Below are 18,453 nucleotides of genomic sequence, written 5' to 3' on the forward strand. Positions count from 1 at the left end.
GGGGAGCGGATTTACTCCTCACCCAGCAACAGAGGAGTTTCCATATGCGTAAGACTGCACTCATCGCAGCCATGATTCTGCCGTTTGCGCCTGCAATGGCGCAGGAAGGCAGCCCGGCCAATATCGTACCCAAACCGGCAGCCCTGATTGCCGATGGCATCCCCGATGTCCCGGCCGAACTGGCAGCGGAAACCCGCCCTTATATGGAAAACCGCAGCGCTGGTTTTGTCGGCTGGCACCCGGTCGACAAATCGATGCTGATTTCGACCCGTTTCGGTAACACTGCGCAGATCCATCGTGTCGCGATGCCGATGGGTGCCCGCAAACAATTGACCTTTGAGGCCGAACCAGTTGGCGGCGCGACCTGGGCGCCCAAATCGGGCGACATCATGCTGGTACAAAAGGACATTGGCGGCAACGAATTCTACCAGATCTACGCCATGAAGAATGGTCGCCTCGAAATGCTGACCGACGGCAAAAGCCGCAACGGCCTTAATGCCTGGAGCAAGGATGGCGAGCTGATCGCCTATAGCTCCACCAAGCGCAATGGCACCGACAACGACATTTACATCATGAATCCGCGCGATCCTTCCTCGGCGCGCATGGTCGCTGAGGTCAAGGGCGGCGGCTGGGCTGTCGCGGATTTCGCCCCCGACAAAAGCTGGGCGCTGGTGGGGCAGTATGTCTCTGTCCAGAAGGTCAACCTGAACCGGCTCGATCTGGCCACAGGGGCGATGACGCCGATCGGTGACCACAGCCAGACAATCGCCTATTCGGGCGCCCAATTTGCCCCAGACGGGACCTTGTGGGTGATGAGTGACGAGGGGTCGGATTTCCAACGCCTCGGCACGCTCGATCCAGCCAGCGGCAAATTCACCCCCACAGGCCCTGCGGAGAAATGGGATGTCGATACGTTCGACATCGCCGATGACGGCAGCTTCCTCGCCTATGTCATTAATGAGGCGGGGATGAGCAAATTGCGGCTGATGGACTTGAAAACAGGCAAGGTACGGACGGTAGATGCCCTCCCCGCAGGCATCGTTGGCGGTTTGGATGTCGCCCCTTGGGGCGAGATCGGCATCACCTTCACCTCCGCCCGCAGTGCGGCCGATGCTTTCAGCATCGATCCGAAAACCCTGAAAATCACGCGCTGGACCGAGAGCGAAACTGGTGGGCTAGATGTGACGAAAAATGTCGAGCCGGAGTTGGTGACTGTCAAAAGTTTTGACGGGCTCGCGGTATCCGGCTTCCTCTACCGGCCTGATCCGGCCAAGTTCCCGGGGAAACGGCCGATGATCATGAATGTCCATGGCGGGCCCGAGGGGCAATCCCGCCCGGGTTTCCAGGGCCGCAGCAACTATTTGCTCAATGAACTGGGCGTCGCCATTTTCTACCCCAATGTCCGTGGATCGACCGGCTATGGGAAGACCTTTGTCAGCCTCGATAACGGTCCCTTCAAGCGCGAGGATTCGGTGAAGGACATGGGCGCATTCCTCGATCATCTGGCCAAAGATAATGGCCTAGATGCGAGCCGGTTTGGCCTGACCGGCGGTTCCTATGGCGGCTACATGTGCTACGCTGCGGCAGTGCAATACAAGGCGAAGCTGCGGGCGACCAATTGTATCGTCGCCATCTCCAACTTCGTCACCTTCCTCGAAAACACGCAAAGCTATCGCCGCGACCTGCGCCGGGTGGAATATGGCGATGAGCGCGATCCGGTGCAGCGTGCCAAGCTGCTCGAAATCTCTCCGCTGACCCGTGTTTCCGAAATTGAAAAGCCGATGATGGTGATAACCGGTTCAAACGACCCGCGCGTTCCGCAGTCAGAGGCTGACCAGATCGTGAAGGCGATACGGGACAAGGGCGGTTCGGCCTGGCACCTTGTTGGCACCAACGAAGGCCATGGCTTCGCTAAGAAGGAAAATGTCGATTACCAGTTTTGGACGTCGTTGATGTTCTGGCAGAAAAACCTGCTGAACAAATGATTACAGCCGCCCTGCCGTAACTTATTTGGGTTGCGGCAGGGCGCCGTCCTGCAATTCCTTTTCGGCCGCAGCTTCAGCTTCGGCTTGCAGGCGCGCTTCGCGCTCGGCACGTTCCTTTTCAAACTGCTGTACCCGCTGCTCGACCAGTTCTGCCTCGGCATCGATGGCAGCAAGGCGCTTCTTGCGTTCGGCAGCGATCATCCGGCCAAAGGCAAGGCCTGGATCCTGTTCCTTTTCCGCATAAGCGGCATCGATTTCCTTGAGGCCGCAACCTGTAAAGCCGCCACCGCCGGTGGGCGTGCAGCTCATCGTGCCTTCGCGACCGACATATTCATAAGCGAGGACGCGCTGCGTCCAGGCTTCCTTGCGCGGGTTGTTGATGTCATCACGCAGCGGCGTGGGGATGCGATAGCGATCCGCTTCCGAAAGCCGTGCGCAGACATTGATGGTATCCGCATTGCTCTCTTCGCATTTGTCGTCGCCATAAACGATAACCATGTTGATCTTTTCGGCATCGGTAGCCGCAGGCGCAGCCTCCGCCTCCTGCGCCAATGCAGGTGTGGCGGAAAGCGCGAAAAGCGCGGCCAGTGCGGAAAGGGTCGCTTTGCTCATGAAATGGCTCCTCATTTGGCCAATTTGCCTAAATCCTGCTGCCTGAATAGGGCATGAAAACTGCATCGTGCATTGACGTTAATCAACATCATATGCGCTTTGAAAGCGCAATCGCCGCGCGGCACCCCAAGCGGATCGCAGCGCTGAGCAACGGATAGCCCGGCGCCTGCTCTGCACCAGCGGCCAACGCTGCTTCCTTATGCTCGACCTCTTCCTGGCGGAATTCCTCGATCATTTCGGCCAATGCAGGGTCGCTATCGCCCAGTTCGGCAAGCTGCTCACGGTAATGGGCGTCGATTTCGGTTTCCACTGCTACGGTGCAGGCCATCGCGGCTTTTGGGCCGATCGCGGCGGTCACGGCGCCGAGCGCAAAACCAGCGACATTCCAGAAAGGCTGCAATGCCGTCGGGCGCACACCTCGTTCGGCCATCAGGTGATCAAATGCGTCGAGATGGCGCTTTTCCTGTTCGGCCATATGCGCAATCTCGCGGCCCATGGGATGGCGATCGCCGAGCATGGCAAGCTGGCCGGCATAGATGCGCGTTGCGCCATATTCGCCGGCTTGGTCGACACGGATCATGCTCGCCCGAGCTGCAGCTTGATCGCCGATCATGCGTTGCCCCCTTTGCGCAGCAGCGCGAGAATCGCGATTGCCCCCAATGTCGAGATCAGGAAGTTAAATCCGGCTAGCGAGATGCCGAACAAGGTCCAGGGGGCAACATCACAGCGGATCAGCGGCGCATTGAGTATGGCATCAAGCACATCCTTCCCGCTGCCCGGGGTGACAGTGGAAGAACAAGTCGTAATTCCTTCCCACCAGCCATATTCAACACCGGCATGAAAGCCACCGATGAGGCCGCTGACAAGGATCGCCAGCGCCGCGGCGGCGACCAGCGCCTTGCGCGCACCGGGCCCGCCAATCACAAATGCGCCAAGCGCCAGCGGAAGGGCAGCGAAATGTGGCCAGCGTTGCCACCAGCACATTTCACACGGATATAATCCGCCAATATATTGGGATCCATAGGCCCCTGCGAGAAGCCCGAAAGGAATGAGGAGCGCCAACCAGCGCGCACGATCGAAACCGGTCATGCGCGCTTCCCTAGCAGGCTCTAGTTATGCTTGCCAGCCTTGGGTTGCGCACCGGCGAGCCGTGAACTGGTACCGAGCCGGGCGATGGTTTGCATCGCATAATGCAGCTGGAAATCCTCGATACCCTGCTTCTTCAGCTCTTCCGGCGACTGGGCAAAGCGCGGATCATCCTTGCCGTCTTCCTCAAGGCTCTTGTCGTCTGCAAGATTCTCGTTGACCAAGTGCCGGCGCAAGTCGGATTCGCGCACAGCGACACGCTTGCGGTAATCGGGGTCAGAAATCTGCGGCACTGCGACGTCGGGCTTTACGCCACCTTCCTGCACCGACCGACCCGATGGCAAGTGATAGCGGGCGACGGTCAGGCGAAGCCCGGTGTCGCGCGAAAGCGGCAGCACATTCTGCACCGAACCCTTGCCAAAGCTGCGCTCACCCATGATCAACGCCCGGCGATGATCCTGCAAAGCCCCAGCGACAATTTCCGAAGCCGAGGCTGATCCGGCATCGACGAGGACAATGACAGGCTTTCCACCCGTGACATCTCCCTTCACCGCCTGTTCGGCGAACCAGCGGTTGACGATCACCTTGTCACGGCCGCGTTCGGAAACGATCTCCCCCTTGTCGAGGAAGGCATCCGAAACCTTGACCGCTTCTTCGAGGATTCCGCCGGGATTGGACCGCAAATCCACGACATAGCCTTGGGGCTTGCCGCCAAGCTGACGCTCGATGCCCTTGATCGCCGCGACCACATCTTCACCGGTTTCTTCCGAAAAACCGGTAATGGTGATCACACCGATCTTGTCCTTCACCTCCCACTTCACCGGCTTCAGGTCGATGATGGCGCGGGTGATGGTGACATCAAACGGCTCATCGCGGCCGGGGCGGAAAATGGTCAGCTTGATCGAGGTGCCGGGTGTGCCGCGCATCCGGTTAACGGCATCGTCCACGGTTCCGCCGACAATCAGTTCTCCATCGAGATGGGTGATATAATCCCCGGCCTTGATACCAGCCTTGTCTGCCGGAGTATCGGCGGTCGGGGCGATAACCTTGATCGCGCCATCTTCCTGCGTCACCGACAGGCCAAGACCGCCATATTCGCCTTCGATCTGGGTCTGCAGGTCGCGGAAATTGCTTTCATCGAGAAAGGCGCTGTGCGGATCGAGGGTGTTGAGCATCCCCTGGATCGCGCCCTTCATCAGCTGCTCGTCATCGACCTTGTCGACATAGTTGGCGCGGACCTTTTTGTAGACTGCGATGAATTCATCCATGTCGCGCAGCGGATCATCCTTGCGTTGCTCCGCAACCAGCGATGTGCTGGCAATCGCGCCTATTGCAAAGGCGGTGATTCCGGTGGTGAAAATCTTGCTTTTCATCGCGCTATTCCTGCTTGCCGAACGCATGTGCGCCGAGTCCAATTCGGTAGTTTGGGCTATATCCTGCCTTGCCCATATGGTGAAAGTCCATTTACCACGAAAGAGGGTTAACCTCCGACGAGCGTCTTTGCCGCCATTTTGATGAATATGGGCTGACGCTACTCCGCTGTTCAACCGAGCAGTGCGGCAATATCGATGACGCGGCCGTTGCGGCGCAGTTCGACGGTGATTTCAGCATCGACCCGAGCTGCGTTGCCGATAACCGTGCCCTGCCGCACGGCAGTGCCGGCTTCCACGCCCAAACGCTCAATGCCCGTGACCAAGCTGGCCCAACCATTGCCATGCTCAATGATCACGATATTGCCAAAGCTGCGATAGCGACCGGCAAATGTAACTTTGCCGCCCGCAGGCGCGATGATCCGTGCTTCCGGATCGACGGCAAGGCGGATGCCTCGCTCTCGATAGCCTGTGGGGTTCAGCTCCCCGAAACCGGAAACTACCCGGCCCGATACGGGAAGGACGAAAGCCGAGTTGGACGCTGCCTTTGGCATGACCCGGCCGAGACGCGGGATTGGCCCTGCATATTCGGCGAGACGGGCAGCAACCTGCCCGCTTTCGCGTTCGGCATCGATGCGCTCGACAAGGTCGCGGGCCCTTTCACCTTGCCCGATCGCGCGCTCAAATTCGAGCGCAGCGTCGGCATTGAGGCTGAGCGCCTTGCCGCGGCTATCGTTTTCGAGTGCCGCCAGCGCCTTGCGCCGCCCGGCCAATTCCGAACGCGCCTTGCGGAGCGAGCGGATCGCAGTGTTTTCCTGCTTTTGCAGGTCGCGCTGCAGCGCCATCTGGCTGCGTAACGCCGCAGTCCGCTTGGAGATTACCGGCTCGATAGAAGCCATTGCAGCACGCAGGCGCACATAATCCCGCCGGTCGCCGGGTCGCGCCAGCAATAGCGATGTCGGCTGGCGGGTCATATTCTGCAGAAGTGCGTTGAGGCGCAGCATTGGCGCATGGGCCTCTCCCAACAACGCTGCCTGCGCCTTTTGGCGGCGCGTTATGATCGCAATCCGGGCGTTTGCCGTTGCGATCTGGGCATTGGCAGCATCGATTTCCGCAGCCAGCGCAGCCCGGCGAGCGACAAGGCGGTCTGCGGTTGCCTCGGCATTGGCCGCTTCCTGCCGCAAAACCTCGCTTCCCGCTTCGGCGGCGGCGGCGCGCGACTTGGCTTCGCGGAGCGCTTCGATGTCGCTTTGCCCTGCCGCCGAAACCGCGAGCAGCCCGCCCGCCGCCATCGCACCTGCAAGGAATTTCGCCCACCGCATGGCCTTATCCTTCGCGATGATAAGGGTGGTTGGCAAGTATCGATGTCGCCCGGTAAAGCTGTTCGGCCAGCATCGCACGCGCCATGAGGTGCGGCCATGTCGCACGGCCAAAAGCGATCAGCTTGTCGGCAGCTGCGCGGTCTACTTCGTCAAAGCCATCGGCCGCCCCCAGGCAAAAGCGCACCTCGGCAACGCCTTCATCGCGCCAGCGTTCGAGCAGTTTGGAAAGATCCATCGATGAAAGCTGCTCGCCCTTCTCGTCGAGCAGCACGGTACGGCTATTGCGCTCCGTTGCGGGCATGTTTCCACCGCGATCGGGGAGTTCGGTCAGCTTATGCGGCCATGTCAGCCGTTTCAGATATCGGTCAACTAGTTCGCCTTCTGGGGAACGGCCTATCTTGCCGCGCGCAATGATATGCAACCGCATCGCGGCCTCCCCAAATGCTCGGGCGGTAATGAGCCGCCCCTAAACCATCAGGCGTTCGCCGCCTCAGGCGCGTCGCCGAAGCCCCACATCCGCTCAAGATTGTAGAAGCTGCGTACTTCGGGCCGGAACAGGTGCACGACCACATCCTCGGCATCGATCAGCACCCAATCGGCGCTGGGCAGGCCTTCAATATGCGCATTGCGCCCAGCCTTTTTGATTCGTTCGGCAAGCTTCTGCGCCATCGATGCCACCTGTCGGCTCGAACGGCCGCTCGCCACGACCATATAGTCGGCGATGCTGCTCTTGCCTTGAAGCGGGATGGAAACGACCTCTTGCGCCTGATCGTCGTCGAGCGACTGGAGGATGAGTTTGTGCAGTTCGTCAGGCTGCAGGACAGGTCCCTTTTTTGCGGCCTTGCCGTTGGGGACTGTAGCGAGTTCGATCAAAATTGCTCCTTAATACAAATATTTGTGGGTAACGCCGTCGATAACGCGCTTGCCTTCATAGTCGCGATGCCAATGAGGATTGGCCTGGCGAACCGCCGTGGCCGAGCGTGGATCGGGGCGAAAGCGCAAAAAAACAAGCGCCGGTGTGCTCCACATCGTCCAGTAAAGCCGCTGGTCCGGACGCCGGACGTACCGCCTGAGCCAGGCCATTGCGGGACCCACAACAGCATCATCATCATAGCCCGGACGGGCAATTACCGCAATCGGCATTAATCGGGCAATATCGCGCCAGCGTCGCCAGCGTGTGAAATTTGCCACATTGTCGGCGCCCATGATCCAGATGAAGCGGCGATTGGGATAGCGCCTTATCAGTTTGCGCAGCGTATCGACCGTGTACCGCGTGCCCATTTGCGCTTCTATGGCTGTGGCACGAATAGGTGCGCGGCGGGCCATTTTGCGGGCAGAGGCCAATCGCGCCTTAAGCGATGCCATGTCTTTTGCATTGGCCTTCAGCGGATTTCCCGGAGACACCAGCCACCAGATTTCATCAAGATCCAGCGCGTCCAGCGAGAACAGGCTGATCGACCGGTGCCCGCCATGCGCAGGGTTGAACGATCCGCCGAGCAGCCCCGTCAGCATTAAGGCCGCGTCTGCCCCGAGCCATGCACCAGCCATTTGTAGGTGGTGAGCCCTTCGAGCGCGACAGGGCCACGTGCATGAAGCCGCCCGGTCGCAATCCCGATTTCAGCACCCAGCCCGAATTCACCGCCATCGGCAAACTGCGTCGAGGCATTGTGCATCACGATTGCGCTGTCGACGCCCGACAGGAACTGCGCTGCCGCGGCTTCGTCGCTGGTGATGATGCTTTCGGTATGTTGCGAACCATAGCGGGCAATATGCTCGATCGCCTCATCCACGCCCGAAACCATCTTGGCCGAAACGATCGGTTCCAGATATTCGGTGCCCCAATCCTCCTCGTCGGCTGGGACGGTGCGCTGATCAAGTTCCATCAGCATATCATCGGCGCGCACTTCGCAGCCGGCATCAAGCAAGGCGCCAATCAAGCGACTAGGTTCGGGATAGTCCTGATCGATGAGCAACGTTTCGGTCGCGCCGCAAATGCCGGTGCGGCGCATCTTGGCGTTGACGGCTATCGCCTCTGCCATCGCCGGATCGGCCTTTGCGTGGACATAAGTGTGGCAAATGCCATCGAGATGCGCGAGCACGGGCACGCGCGCCTCATCCTGCACCCGTGCGACCAGCGACTTGCCACCGCGCGGTATCACCATGTCGATCTGCCCCTGCGCCTTGAGCAACGCGCCGACAGCCGCGCGATCCTGCGTCGGGACGAGTTGGACGGCATCGGCAGGCAGGCCTGCCTTTACTATCCCTTCCACCATCGCAGCGTGGATTGCGCGGTTGCTGTTCACTGCCTCGCTGCCGCCCCTAAGGATGACGGCATTGCCCGAACGAAGGCCGAGCGCCGCGGCGTCTGCGGTAACATTGGGGCGGCTTTCATATATGATGGCAAGCACGCCAACCGGAACGCGGACACGCTCCATCACCAGCCCGTTGGGCCGTTCGCTCCGGTCAATCACTTTGCCGACAGGATCTTCCAGTCGGGCAACCTGCTCGACCGCGCTTGCAACGCCCTCAAGCCGCGCTTCATCGAGCTTCAATCGGTCAAGCATGGCTGCGGACAGCCCATTTGCCGCACCCGCCTCCATGTCCTTCGCATTGGCGGCCAATATGGCAGGCACGGCTGCGCGCATCGCCGCAGCAGCAGCAAGCAATGCCTCGGCCTTCTGGGCATCGCTGGCGCCCGCAACATGGCGTGCCGCAGCGCGGGCTTTGGCCGTCATATCGGCAATTATCGAGGTTACATCTTCGGTCATCGTCCAGCCTCCTAATCCGGGCAGCGCGCAAGCGGAAGCCGCAGAATCCTATGGCTTCGGCAAAATTTGCCAAGCTTGAATGTCGATTCGCGACATCAATCTGAAAAACAACCATTTTTCTCAATTTTCACAGCCAAAGCACAACGGCTTTTGTACGGTCCGCAACCGATTTCATGTAAATGTTCACAACTCACCGCACGACTCCACCGACTCGGCACGAGTCGAGGTAAAGCGATTCGTCAGCTTCAATTCGCTCTGCTATGCGCCCGCCACCAAATAAAAACGGGGTGGGTCGTGTCACAAATGGCCAGGTTTGCCGGTTGGAAAAACCGGTTGGCTGGATGGTTCGTGGATCGTGAGTTCTTCATGCGGTCTAACGGGCATGTCCGGTTCATCAAGATTAGTGCCAAGCTGCAACGTCGCGTCGCAGGTGCGATTGCGTCGGTTGTCGGCATATGGCTTGTCATCACGCTGGGCATGATGGTCAACCAGCTGAGCGTTTCCGCAGAACGCATGATGTTGAGTGCCAAGCAGGAAAAGATCGAGACCGCCGAAGAACGCGTCGCCAAATATCGCGACGATATGGATGCGGTCGCAAGCGATCTTGAGGCGCGGCAAAAGCTGATGGAAGGCGCGTTCGAAGAGCATTTCGGTGAGATGCCCGCTGCCGAAGCAACCACACAGCCGGAAGGCGAAGCTGCTGAAACCGCCAAGAAGATTGGTCAGGCTATTCCCGAAGCCGCAAAGCTTGCCGAGTTGGAAGCACAACAGATCGCCTTTGCCGAGCGGATGACCCAGATCGCGCTTGCCCGGTCGAAAAAGGCGGAAAGTGCCATTCGCCAGTTTGGCCTCAACCCCGCGCAATTGGCCCGCGAAGCGGCCAATGGCGTGGGTGGCCCCTTCATTCCCTTCTTTGGCAAGAAACAGAAACCGGTACGCGACCCGCGCTTTACACGCATGTTGACTGCGCTTGAACGCATGGAAGCGCTCGAAACCGCGCTCGCCGGCATTCCTACCAGCATGCCCGCAGCCGTCGGTTTGATGTCGAGCCGCTTTGGCTATCGCGCCGATCCGTTCAATGGCGGCGCTGCCATGCACGCAGGGCTTGATTTCAAAGGCCCGATCGGAACGCCGATCCTCGCCGCAGCTGATGGCAAGGTCACTTCGGCCGGATGGCAGGGCGGTTATGGCAAATGCATCGAAATCACGCATGCCAATGGACTGGTTACGCGCTATGCGCATCTTAGCGGCTTCAATGTTGCAGTCGGACAAGAAGTAAAGCGCGGCGTGCAGATCGGTCGTATGGGCTCGACCGGCCGTTCAACCGGGCCGCATTTGCACTTTGAAGTTCGCATCAACGGGACCGCAATCAACCCGCTCAAATTCCTGGAGGCAAACCCAGATGTTCTCGAAATCCAAGCCGTCGCCGGAAACCGCTCAGCCGGTCGCGGCAACGCAGGGGCGTAACACTATGCGCGGTGGACATACTTTTTCGGTAATCGCTTCGGATGTCGAAATTACCGGCAACCTCTCTGCCAAGGTCGATCTCCACATCGATGGCAAGATCCATGGGGATGTGACTTGCGGTTCGCTCGTCCAGGGCGAAGGCAGCGTCATTGCCGGCAAGGTGATTGCTGAATCGGCGCGGCTTTCGGGCAAGGTCGATGGCTCAATCGAGGCAGGCGATCTTGTGATCGAGGCAAGCGCGCGTATTTCAGGCGATGTTGTCTATCAAAGCCTTACCATCGCGCCAGGCGGCCTTGTCGAAGGCAAGTTCAAGCATCGCGGCAGCAGCCATCCGAGCATTGCCAAGACAACGGTCGATCTGAACAAGGTTGAACCGCTGATCCTCGACGCGCAGGCCAAGGCGGGCTGAACTAGACCAATATTTCCAACGCAGGTCCCTGGCCAAGGAAGTTGGCCGGGCTGGCACTCGCGCCATAGGCCCCGGCACAGAAGATGGCTACCAGATCGCCAACCTCGGCATTGGGCAGCAAGGCGCTGTCGGACAGCCGGTCGAGCGGCGTGCACAGGCATCCGACGACCGATTGCACCTCGTCGGCAGGCGCATCAAAGCGTGTCGCGATCGCCACCGGATAATTGCGGCGGATTACCGTGCCAAAATTGCCCGATGCCGCAAGCTGGTGGTGCAACCCGCCATCAGTGACGAGGAAGACCTCGCCATGGCTGATCTTGCGATCGACAATGCGGCACAGATAGACACCCGCTTCACCGACCAGATAGCGGCCAAGCTCAATACAGAAATGGGTGTCGTTGAGGATGGCAGGCAACGCCGATAGCGCCTGACCGAGCGCACCGCCGACAGCATCGAGGTCAAAGGCTGCGTCACCCGGAAAATACGGGATACCAAAGCCGCCGCCGAGATTGACCTTGGCTGGCGAAGCGCCAGCCGCCTCCGCCAGCTCTGCGGCCAGCGCCAGCGTCTGCGCCTGCATGGCGATGATTGCCTCTGCATCCAGCGCTTGCGATCCTGCATAGATATGGAAACCGCGCCAATCGGCCCGAGAGGAAATGACGCGCCGAACCAGTGCGGGCACGCGCTGCGCATCGACGCCAAAAGGCTTTGCCCCTCCGCCCATTTTCATGCCGCTACCTTTGAGGTCGAAACTGGGGTTCACCCGCACGGCAATTTTCAGCGCGACGCCCAGTCGCTCGCCTATCGCGAAAGCCCGCTCTGCCTCGCCCTCTGACTCACAGTTAAGCGTGACACCGTTCGCGATCGCAAACTCCAACTCACGGTCACGCTTGCCGGGGCCGGCAAAGCTGATCTTGTCTGCTGCTACACCGGCCTCGAGTGCGAGCTTCAACTCCCCGCCCGATGCGACATCGAACCCGTCGACCCTCGCGCTCATCCAGCCGAGCAGAGGCGCAAAGGGATTGGCCTTTATCGCATAATGGATGCCCAATTGCTTAGGCATCGCTGCGCGCAGCTCGCCGATCCTCGCCTGCAGCGCCGCAGTCGAATAGACGAACAAAGGCGTGTCGCCAGCCTCGGCAACCAGCGCAGACGCCGTCTTCCCCCCAACCGCAAGTTCGCCGTCGATCATTTCAAAATAGGGCGGGATCGGGCCGGTCGGTTTGGCTTTCGCTTCGCTCATGCCGCCAACCTATCTTTCAGCCCGTCCCTGTCCAGCTTGCCATTAGCGTTTTTGGGAAATTCTTCGAGCCAGACATAGGCGGCTGGCTGCATGAAATTGGGGAGCGCAGCCTTCATATGTGCCGCAAGGGCCGCCTCATTTGCCGCACCGTTGGCGCGGACGAACAGGACAATCGCCTCGCCCAGCCTGTCATCCTTGCGGCCGAGCGCGCAGGCTTCGGCGACCAATCCACTCTCGATCGCGGCTTCCTCTACCTCGGTAGGGGAGACTCGGTTTCCGCTGGTCTTGATCATGGCATCGTCACGGCCAACGAAATAGAGCAGGCCATCCTTGTCGCGCCACACGGTATCGCCTGACCATACCGCCATACCGCCATAACGCGAGAAGGCCGGGGCGGGCTTGTAGCGTAGCGCCGTGCGCTCGGCATCTTTCCAATAGCCCTGGGCGACCAGCGGCCCGGCATGGACGAGTTCACCATGCTCCTCCGGCTGCGCCTCGTTGCCATCCTTCGTGACGACCATGATTTCGGCAAAAGGTATGGCCTTGCCCATGCTGGTCGGATTTGCGTCGATCAATGACGGATCAAGATAGGTTGAACGGAAAGCCTCGGTCAGTCCGTACATCGCATAGATATCAGTCTTAGGGCCAAATATGCCGCGCAGCGCCTTGACCAGCGAGGGCGTCAATGCACCGCCGCTGTTCGTCAGTCGGCGCATCGCCCCAGTCGCCTCTTCTGGCCATGCCTGTTCGGCAAGCTGTACCCAGAGCGGCGGCACCGCGGCAAGCGTCGTCACTCCATGCTTCGCGCACGCCTTGATCACATCGCGCGGCGTCAGATAATCCAGCGGCGCAACACATCCCCCTGCCTGCCAGGTGGAAAGCAGCTGGTTCTGCCCATAGTCGAAACTCAAGGGCAGCACCGCAAGCGTGACATCATCTGCCACCAGCTTGAGATAGCGCGCCACGCTGACCGCCCCGATCGAGAGGTTGGCATGGCTGAGCATGACCCCCTTGGGCCGACCGGTCGATCCGCTGGTGTAGAGGATCGCTGCTAGGCCATCGGTGTCGGTTTCAGCCGGAAGTGGCGACAAAACCTCGCCGGGTTGGTCGATTGTTGCAAGGAGTTCGGCTTCGTCGAGCTCTATTGTGCCGTCAGGCACATCGCCCTCATCCAATTGGCCCGCACGCAGCTTTGCCGTCAGCAAGCCCCTCGCCCCACTGTCGGACAGGATATGCCGGACCTGCGCAGGTTTAAGCAGAGGGTTTATCGGAACATGCACCAGCCCCGCACGCACCGCGGCCAAGGGCATCAGGCATGCAAGTTCGGTCTTGGGCAGCCAGGTGGCTATCCGGTCACCAACTGTAAAATCTTGCGCACGCAATATTGCGGCCAGCCGGCCGATACGATGATTTAACTCCTGATAACTATAGACCTTATCCTTGATACGCAGCGCAGGCGCGTCGGGCGCCCCGCGAAACGCGAGGTGATCGAGGGGAAAGGCTGGCAAAGTGTCAGTCATGGGGTCAAATATCTGGTCTAGCAGGGTTAATCGGGGTCGGTAATTGCCAGTTAAGTGTGAATATCACGATAATTTCCTGACCGCGCAAGCGGCTGCGGCTGGCGCGCTTGATCGCGAGGCGCAGCCTTGCCTCTTTGACAGGTTCGATTGGATCGAAAGCCTGCACCGCACTTCATTGCGGCATAAACGTCCAGCCCTGCTGCATGCCATGCGCGATCAGGCCCAGGCCTGGCTGCCTTTGCTCCATATCGGAAGCGGGCATTTATCCGCCCTCGCCAACTGGTACAATTTCACTTGGGCGCCGATTTTTGCCAATGCGCAAAGCGAAGTCGAACGGCTGTCCTTGTTGCGCGCGATCGCCCAAACAGCAAAGCTGCACGCCCGACGGCTGACATTTGCGCCGATCCCAGACGAATATGGTCATGCAAGCGAGCTGGAAGCGACGCTTACCGCGGAGGGCTGGTCTGTCTTCCGCGAAGTTTGCGACCAAAATCACATCCTCAATGTCAACGGGCGCAGTTTTGACAGCTATTGGCAATCGCGCCCAGGCCGCCTCAAAAATACAGTCAAGCGCAAGGCCAAGGCGGGCGTGGTGACCATCCGCATCGACACCGAATACAGCCCCGAAAGCTGGCGGGATTATGAGCGGGTCTATGCCCGCAGCTGGAAACCCGAGGAGGGCAGCCCGGAATTTCTGCGCCAATTGGCAGAGCGCGAGAGCACGGTCGGCGCAATGCGACTGGGTCTCGCATATATCGACAGCAAGCCGGTGGCCGCGCAATTCTGGACGGTCGAAAACGGTGTCGCTCTCATCCACAAATTGGCGCATGACGAGCGCTATATGCAGGCATCGCCCGGAACCCTGCTGTCTGCCGCGCTGTTTCAGCATGTCATCGATGTTGATCGCGTCACGCTAATCGATTTTGGTACGGGCAACGATGCCTATAAGGCGGAATGGATGGAGGAAGTGCGCGAGCGTTTCCGACTGGAAGTCTTTTGGCCCAACCACCCAGCCAATTGGCCGCACATTGCCATTCGCAAATGGCGAGCCTATCGCGCCAGCAAACTAGTGAGAGAGATTTGAAATGCCCTTCGTTCCCGACAGTGTCGAAACCACCATCCGCGAATTGCTGGTCGATGTGCTTGGCGTTGCGCCTGCAACGGTCGCGGCTATGACCGACGATACACCATTGTTCGGCGCACTGCCCGAGCTCGATTCGATGGCGGTTGCCGGCCTGCTGACTGAAATGGAGGACAGGCTCGAAATCATGATTGATGATGACGACATCGATGGCGACCTATTCGAAAGCTTTGGCAGCCTTGTCGCCTTCGCAAAGGCCAAGATCAAAGAGTGAGCCTGCGTCCTGAATTTCGGACATATCATTTTGCCGGGCATGACGAGCATGTCCTTTGCTTTGGCACGGCATCAAATCGCCAGTTACTGATCGTTCCGCCTCTTTTCGATGAAATGAACCGCTGCCGCCGGATGTTGGTGCAGGCGATGCGCGAACTGGCCGGACGCGATGTGGGCTGCATGCTGCTCGACCTTCCTGGCTGCAATGAGAGCCATGCCGCACTCGAAGTGCAAAGCCTCTCGACTTGGCGCGCTGTAGTGGCCGATGCCGGCGAGCAGCTAGGCGCAACGCATATCGTATCGCTGCGTGGCGGCACACTCATTGATGCCGGAACTGGGCTGCCGCTTTGGCGCTTGGCACCAGTCAAAGGTGCAAGCCTTTTAAAGACCATGATCCGCACGCGCATCGCCGGAGACAAGGAAGCAGGCCGGTCCACCAGCGAAACCGAACTGTTGGCAGCGGCGCAAAGCGGACCAATCGAGCTGGCGGGCAATCGCCTTGGTCCGGCAATGGTCGCTGAGCTGGCATCGACCGAACCGCAAGACACTGCACAGCTTGTGGTACGCGCTTTGGGGCAGGACATTTCCGGTTCGCCCTTATGGCTTCGCGCCGAGCCGCAGGACGACGCAGCAATGTCTGCCGCCGTTGCTGCCGATCTCGACCAATGGAGCGCGTCATGCGGCGGCTGACCGGTTTTGTATGCGAGGGCGCTTGGTGCGCAGCAACGCTCGATACGGGCGACAGCGACACGGGTTTGTTGATCGTCAGCGGCGGTAACGAAATCCGCAGCGGCGCCCATGCGGGGTATGCATCACTTGCCGCGCATTTCGCGACGCAAGGCCATCCGGTGTTCCGCTATGACCGGCGCGGAATTGGGGAGAGCGAGGGCGCGAATGCAGGTTTTGAAAGCAGCGCAGCCGATATCGCTGCCGCCATTGCCGCGTTCCGGGCGGAAATGCCGAACCTGCGCCGGCTGGTCGCGTTCGGCAATTGCGATGCCGCGAGCGCGCTGGCGCTTTTCCATCAGCCGCTTGCCATCGATCATTTGGTGCTCGCCAATCCATGGGTCATCGAAGCGGCAGAACAGGATACACCGGCGCCAATCTCCCCTGCCGCCATCAGATCCCGCTATTGGGCACGGCTCAAAAATCCGCGCAGCCTGATCGACCTGCTGACGGGTAAGGTCGATATTTCAAAACTGGCTGCTGGCCTTGCACGGGCCACGCACAAGGATGGCCCATCTGGCTTGGCGCAACGCATAAGCGGGGCACTCACCGCAAGTTCGGTGCAAACCACGATTCTGCTGGCCAACCGCGACACGACCGCCATGGCCTTTGCCTCGGCATGGAACAGCAGTGCTTTTTCCGTCGTGCGCCAGCGCAGCAATATCGCGTTGCATTCGATCGATAGCGCGTCGCACAGCTTTGCCGACGCAAAGGCAAAGCAATGGCTGATAGCCCAGATTGAAAAGGCGTTGGCGATTTAAGCCCTCAGGCAAAAGTGCGTTCGATGAACCAGAATGCCGATATTGTTCCAATGGCATAAGCCGAAAAGCGTAACACCGGGCTGACCATAACCGCAGAGTAGCGACGCAATAGTTCAAGCACCGCCAGCGACAGCGCGACAATCACCATTTGGCCTGCCTCTACACCAAGGTTGAAAGTCAAAAGCGCGGTCGGCACATCGCTTTCGGGCAAACCGATTTCGTTCAACGCGCCGGCAAAACCAAAACCGTGCAGCAGGCCAAAGCCGAAAGCGACGACCCATGGGATGCGCTCCGAAAGCCTCGGCTCGTCAGGCTTGCGCTTCACAATTTCGACCGCGAGAAACAGGATCGAAAGCGCGATCACACTTTCCACTGGCCGCTGTGGCAGTCCGAGAAAGCCTAATGTAGTCCCGATCAGGGTGATCGAATGTGCGACTGTGAAGGCTGTTACCGCCTTGGCGATCGTCCAGAAACCGGAGAGCAAAAGCACCAACGAGACCACGAACAGCAGGTGATCATATCCAAACAGGATATGTTCGACCCCGGTGATGAAATAGGTGCGCGCCACTTGCCAGCGATCGGGCTTGGCCTTGATTTCCACCTTTGGTTCGGCAGGGGTCAATCGCAAGGCCTGTACCGGTCGCCCTAGAGGTGCGACACGAACAAGTACGTCAGTTTGCGATGCTTCAAAGTTCGATAGGCCGATAAGCTTGCCCGAAACATCGCCTTGGCAAGCCACCGCCGTCGTGGTGACAAGTGCAATGCCCGAAACTGCCTTGCTTGGCTGGCCCTTACATACGCAATTGTTGGGCAGGATTGGCTGCGTTTGCGGTGTCAGCCCGCCACGCATCGGTGCTTTCCACACCAATGTCCAAGCGCCTTGTGTCTTTTCGGTGAACTCAAGATAGCCCGGCCGCAGTTCATCGGCGTGCGCCGGCAGTGCCCACAACATAGCGAGCAATAGGAAGAGCGCGCGTATCACGGTTTGGCGATCTTGATCGTATAACCGTCGAGCAGCGCCTGATAGGCGGCTGCTTCGCGTTCGCGCGTGGTGGTTGCGCGCCAATCATTCTCGACCGCTTGCCGGACCTCTGCCAATTTCGGCTTTTCGGGTGTCTTCACGGCACGGATCCGCACCAGATGCAGCCCGAAACCCGATTGCAGCGGCCCGGTCCATTTTCCAGTAGGCGACGACGCCAGCGCGGCTGCAAAACCTTCACCAAAATCGCGGCCAATGTCTGCTTGAGGTGCATTTTCCAATGACCTTGGCAGCGAAATCGTCTCACCCAATTTGGTCCAATCACCCCCGTCGGCAAGTGCGGCTTTTATACGCGAAGCGGCTCCATCGCCCTGCCCGAGATAGATCTGGTCAAAACTATAGGCCGCATTGGCGGTGTAGCGCGCGGGGTTGCGATCGAGCCATTTCTGCAGCGTGGTATCGTCGGGGGTTGCATTCTCTACCTGCGCGGCGGCGATATATTCCATTTTGGCACGCAAGCGGCGGCGGATGACGGTGTCATCTTCGTCAAGGCCGAGCCGTTTGGCTTCACGATAGTAAATCTCACCCTTGATATAGTCGCGGATCAGGCCGTCGATTTCCGCCTGCGTTGGTGGACGCTGCCAGGTCTGTTGCCAGCTGGCGACCAGCCGCGAGACCTGTTCCTCGTCGATCGTGATTGTGCGGCTGGCAGGATCGACTTCCTCGCCGCGCCATGCCGAAAACAGGAATACGGCCAAGCCTGCCAGCAGGAAATGCACCAGCGGCTCACGCAGCAGCGGCTTCAATCTCTCGTTTATGTTCATGCCCCTCCCAAGACGCGCCATATGGGC

The 18,453-nt window shown here is 59.6% G+C and carries 20 protein-coding genes; 7 read left to right on the forward strand and 13 right to left on the reverse strand.

What is annotated here, in order from left to right; all coding sequences use genetic code 11:
• Nucleotides 1–44: 44 nt before the first annotated feature.
• The gene (locus ACFSAG_RS14525; RefSeq protein WP_381516291.1) at nucleotides 45–1,985 is read left to right on the forward strand and encodes a S9 family peptidase; all 1,941 of its coding nucleotides are present in this window, start codon (nucleotides 45–47) and stop codon (nucleotides 1,983–1,985) included.
• Nucleotides 1,986–2,006: 21 nt separating this feature from the next.
• On the opposite strand, the gene ACFSAG_RS14530 is transcribed toward ACFSAG_RS14525, so the two are convergent.
• The 9 genes from ACFSAG_RS14530 to ACFSAG_RS14570 form a co-directional block, all read right to left on the reverse strand.
• The gene (locus tag ACFSAG_RS14530) at nucleotides 2,007–2,597 is read right to left on the reverse strand and encodes a hypothetical protein (protein WP_381516294.1); all 591 of its coding nucleotides are present in this window, start codon (nucleotides 2,595–2,597) and stop codon (nucleotides 2,007–2,009) included.
• An 88-nt stretch (nucleotides 2,598–2,685) separates the two neighbouring features.
• Nucleotides 2,686–3,210, reverse strand: coding sequence for a demethoxyubiquinone hydroxylase family protein (locus ACFSAG_RS14535; RefSeq protein WP_381516297.1), 525 nt, complete (start codon nucleotides 3,208–3,210; stop codon nucleotides 2,686–2,688).
• Nucleotides 3,207–3,686, reverse strand: coding sequence for a disulfide bond formation protein B (locus ACFSAG_RS14540; RefSeq protein WP_381516299.1), 480 nt, complete (start codon nucleotides 3,684–3,686; stop codon nucleotides 3,207–3,209). The genes ACFSAG_RS14535 and ACFSAG_RS14540 overlap by 4 nt, the downstream gene beginning before the upstream one ends.
• 20 nt (nucleotides 3,687–3,706) lie before the next feature.
• Complete coding sequence (locus ACFSAG_RS14545) at nucleotides 3,707–5,056, reverse strand: S41 family peptidase (RefSeq protein WP_381516301.1); 1,350 nt, start codon at nucleotides 5,054–5,056, stop codon at nucleotides 3,707–3,709.
• Between the two features lie 170 nt (nucleotides 5,057–5,226).
• Nucleotides 5,227–6,375: a murein hydrolase activator EnvC family protein gene (locus ACFSAG_RS14550; RefSeq protein ID WP_381516303.1), complete on the reverse strand. Its 1,149-nt coding sequence runs from the start codon at nucleotides 6,373–6,375 to the stop codon at nucleotides 5,227–5,229.
• A gap of 4 nt (nucleotides 6,376–6,379) precedes the next feature.
• Entirely contained in the window at nucleotides 6,380–6,802 is a 423-nt protein-coding gene (locus ACFSAG_RS14555) for a 23S rRNA (pseudouridine(1915)-N(3))-methyltransferase RlmH (RefSeq protein ID WP_381516306.1), read from the reverse strand.
• A gap of 47 nt (nucleotides 6,803–6,849) precedes the next feature.
• Complete coding sequence (gene rsfS / locus ACFSAG_RS14560) at nucleotides 6,850–7,194, reverse strand: ribosome silencing factor (protein ID WP_381516367.1); 345 nt, start codon at nucleotides 7,192–7,194, stop codon at nucleotides 6,850–6,852.
• 63 nt (nucleotides 7,195–7,257) lie between these two features.
• Nucleotides 7,258–7,923: a nicotinate-nucleotide adenylyltransferase gene (locus ACFSAG_RS14565; protein ID WP_381516310.1), complete on the reverse strand. Its 666-nt coding sequence runs from the start codon at nucleotides 7,921–7,923 to the stop codon at nucleotides 7,258–7,260.
• On the reverse strand, nucleotides 7,887–9,143 hold the full coding sequence (locus tag ACFSAG_RS14570; RefSeq protein WP_381516313.1) for a glutamate-5-semialdehyde dehydrogenase: 1,257 nt from the start codon (nucleotides 9,141–9,143) through the stop codon (nucleotides 7,887–7,889). Before ACFSAG_RS14570 ends, ACFSAG_RS14565 begins: the two co-directional genes overlap by 37 nt.
• 348 nt (nucleotides 9,144–9,491) lie before the next feature.
• Between ACFSAG_RS14570 and ACFSAG_RS14575 the strand changes: the two genes are divergently transcribed.
• On the forward strand, nucleotides 9,492–10,610 hold the full coding sequence (locus ACFSAG_RS14575; RefSeq protein WP_381516316.1) for a M23 family metallopeptidase: 1,119 nt from the start codon (nucleotides 9,492–9,494) through the stop codon (nucleotides 10,608–10,610).
• A gap of 4 nt (nucleotides 10,611–10,614) precedes the next feature.
• The gene (locus ACFSAG_RS14580; protein WP_374614053.1) at nucleotides 10,615–11,019 is read left to right on the forward strand and encodes a bactofilin family protein; all 405 of its coding nucleotides are present in this window, start codon (nucleotides 10,615–10,617) and stop codon (nucleotides 11,017–11,019) included.
• Nucleotide 11,020: 1 nt separating this feature from the next.
• On the opposite strand, the gene ACFSAG_RS14585 is transcribed toward ACFSAG_RS14580, so the two are convergent.
• Together ACFSAG_RS14585 and ACFSAG_RS14590 are read right to left on the reverse strand one after the other, a co-directional pair.
• Nucleotides 11,021–12,262 carry a pyridoxal-dependent decarboxylase, exosortase A system-associated gene (locus ACFSAG_RS14585; protein WP_381516320.1) on the reverse strand — a complete coding sequence of 414 codons (1,242 nt, stop codon included), beginning with the start codon at nucleotides 12,260–12,262 and terminating at the stop codon, nucleotides 11,021–11,023.
• Nucleotides 12,259–13,782, reverse strand: a complete 1,524-nt coding sequence (locus tag ACFSAG_RS14590; protein ID WP_381516322.1) for an acyl-CoA ligase (AMP-forming), exosortase A system-associated — start codon at nucleotides 13,780–13,782, stop codon at nucleotides 12,259–12,261. Before ACFSAG_RS14590 ends, ACFSAG_RS14585 begins: the two co-directional genes overlap by 4 nt.
• A 43-nt stretch (nucleotides 13,783–13,825) precedes the next feature.
• Here ACFSAG_RS14590 and ACFSAG_RS14595 point away from each other — a divergent pair, with 43 nt between their 5' ends.
• The 4 genes from ACFSAG_RS14595 to ACFSAG_RS14610 all read left to right on the forward strand — a co-directional run bounded on the left by ACFSAG_RS14595 (nucleotide 13,826) and on the right by ACFSAG_RS14610 (nucleotide 16,623).
• On the forward strand, nucleotides 13,826–14,866 hold the full coding sequence (locus tag ACFSAG_RS14595; RefSeq protein ID WP_381516325.1) for a GNAT family N-acetyltransferase: 1,041 nt from the start codon (nucleotides 13,826–13,828) through the stop codon (nucleotides 14,864–14,866).
• A 1-nt stretch (nucleotide 14,867) separates the two neighbouring features.
• A complete protein-coding gene (locus ACFSAG_RS14600; protein WP_374614046.1) occupies nucleotides 14,868–15,137 on the forward strand; it encodes a phosphopantetheine-binding protein in 270 nt (89 codons plus the stop codon).
• Nucleotides 15,138–15,250: 113 nt separating this feature from the next.
• Nucleotides 15,251–15,826, forward strand: a complete 576-nt coding sequence (locus tag ACFSAG_RS14605; RefSeq protein WP_381516329.1) for an alpha/beta hydrolase family protein — start codon at nucleotides 15,251–15,253, stop codon at nucleotides 15,824–15,826.
• On the forward strand, nucleotides 15,814–16,623 hold the full coding sequence (locus tag ACFSAG_RS14610; RefSeq protein ID WP_381516332.1) for a hydrolase 1, exosortase A system-associated: 810 nt from the start codon (nucleotides 15,814–15,816) through the stop codon (nucleotides 16,621–16,623). The genes ACFSAG_RS14605 and ACFSAG_RS14610 overlap by 13 nt, the downstream gene beginning before the upstream one ends.
• Before the next feature lie 4 nt (nucleotides 16,624–16,627).
• On the opposite strand, the gene ACFSAG_RS14615 is transcribed toward ACFSAG_RS14610, so the two are convergent.
• Together ACFSAG_RS14615 and ACFSAG_RS14620 are read right to left on the reverse strand one after the other, a co-directional pair.
• The gene (locus ACFSAG_RS14615) at nucleotides 16,628–17,575 is read right to left on the reverse strand and encodes a HupE/UreJ family protein (protein WP_381516335.1); all 948 of its coding nucleotides are present in this window, start codon (nucleotides 17,573–17,575) and stop codon (nucleotides 16,628–16,630) included.
• A gap of 26 nt (nucleotides 17,576–17,601) precedes the next feature.
• Entirely contained in the window at nucleotides 17,602–18,426 is an 825-nt protein-coding gene (locus tag ACFSAG_RS14620; protein ID WP_381516338.1) for a peptidyl-prolyl cis-trans isomerase, read from the reverse strand.
• Nucleotides 18,427–18,453 lie beyond the last annotated feature (27 nt).

The sequence above is a fragment of the Sphingorhabdus buctiana genome (assembly GCF_042680825.1).
Classification (GTDB): domain Bacteria; phylum Pseudomonadota; class Alphaproteobacteria; order Sphingomonadales; family Sphingomonadaceae; genus Sphingorhabdus_B; species Sphingorhabdus_B buctiana.

Coding starts and splice junctions, on each gene's coding strand:
- ACFSAG_RS14525 (WP_381516291.1), top strand. CDS start 45: ATGCGTAAGACTGCACTCATCGCAGCCATGATTCTGCCGTTTGCGCCT.
- ACFSAG_RS14530 (WP_381516294.1), bottom strand. CDS start 2,597: ATGAGCAAAGCGACCCTTTCCGCACTGGCCGCGCTTTTCGCGCTTTCC.
- ACFSAG_RS14535 (WP_381516297.1), bottom strand. CDS start 3,210: ATGATCGGCGATCAAGCTGCAGCTCGGGCGAGCATGATCCGTGTCGAC.
- ACFSAG_RS14540 (WP_381516299.1), bottom strand. CDS start 3,686: ATGACCGGTTTCGATCGTGCGCGCTGGTTGGCGCTCCTCATTCCTTTC.
- ACFSAG_RS14545 (WP_381516301.1), bottom strand. CDS start 5,056: ATGAAAAGCAAGATTTTCACCACCGGAATCACCGCCTTTGCAATAGGC.
- ACFSAG_RS14550 (WP_381516303.1), bottom strand. CDS start 6,375: ATGCGGTGGGCGAAATTCCTTGCAGGTGCGATGGCGGCGGGCGGGCTG.
- ACFSAG_RS14555 (WP_381516306.1), bottom strand. CDS start 6,802: ATGCGGTTGCATATCATTGCGCGCGGCAAGATAGGCCGTTCCCCAGAA.
- ACFSAG_RS14565 (WP_381516310.1), bottom strand. CDS start 7,923: ATGGCTGGTGCATGGCTCGGGGCAGACGCGGCCTTAATGCTGACGGGG.
- ACFSAG_RS14570 (WP_381516313.1), bottom strand. CDS start 9,143: ATGACCGAAGATGTAACCTCGATAATTGCCGATATGACGGCCAAAGCC.
- ACFSAG_RS14580 (WP_374614053.1), top strand. CDS start 10,615: ATGCGCGGTGGACATACTTTTTCGGTAATCGCTTCGGATGTCGAAATT.
- ACFSAG_RS14585 (WP_381516320.1), bottom strand. CDS start 12,262: ATGAGCGAAGCGAAAGCCAAACCGACCGGCCCGATCCCGCCCTATTTT.
- ACFSAG_RS14590 (WP_381516322.1), bottom strand. CDS start 13,782: ATGACTGACACTTTGCCAGCCTTTCCCCTCGATCACCTCGCGTTTCGC.
- ACFSAG_RS14600 (WP_374614046.1), top strand. CDS start 14,868: ATGCCCTTCGTTCCCGACAGTGTCGAAACCACCATCCGCGAATTGCTG.
- ACFSAG_RS14605 (WP_381516329.1), top strand. CDS start 15,251: ATGAACCGCTGCCGCCGGATGTTGGTGCAGGCGATGCGCGAACTGGCC.
- ACFSAG_RS14610 (WP_381516332.1), top strand. CDS start 15,814: ATGCGGCGGCTGACCGGTTTTGTATGCGAGGGCGCTTGGTGCGCAGCA.
- ACFSAG_RS14615 (WP_381516335.1), bottom strand. CDS start 17,575: ATGTTGTGGGCACTGCCGGCGCACGCCGATGAACTGCGGCCGGGCTAT.
- ACFSAG_RS14620 (WP_381516338.1), bottom strand. CDS start 18,426: ATGAACATAAACGAGAGATTGAAGCCGCTGCTGCGTGAGCCGCTGGTG.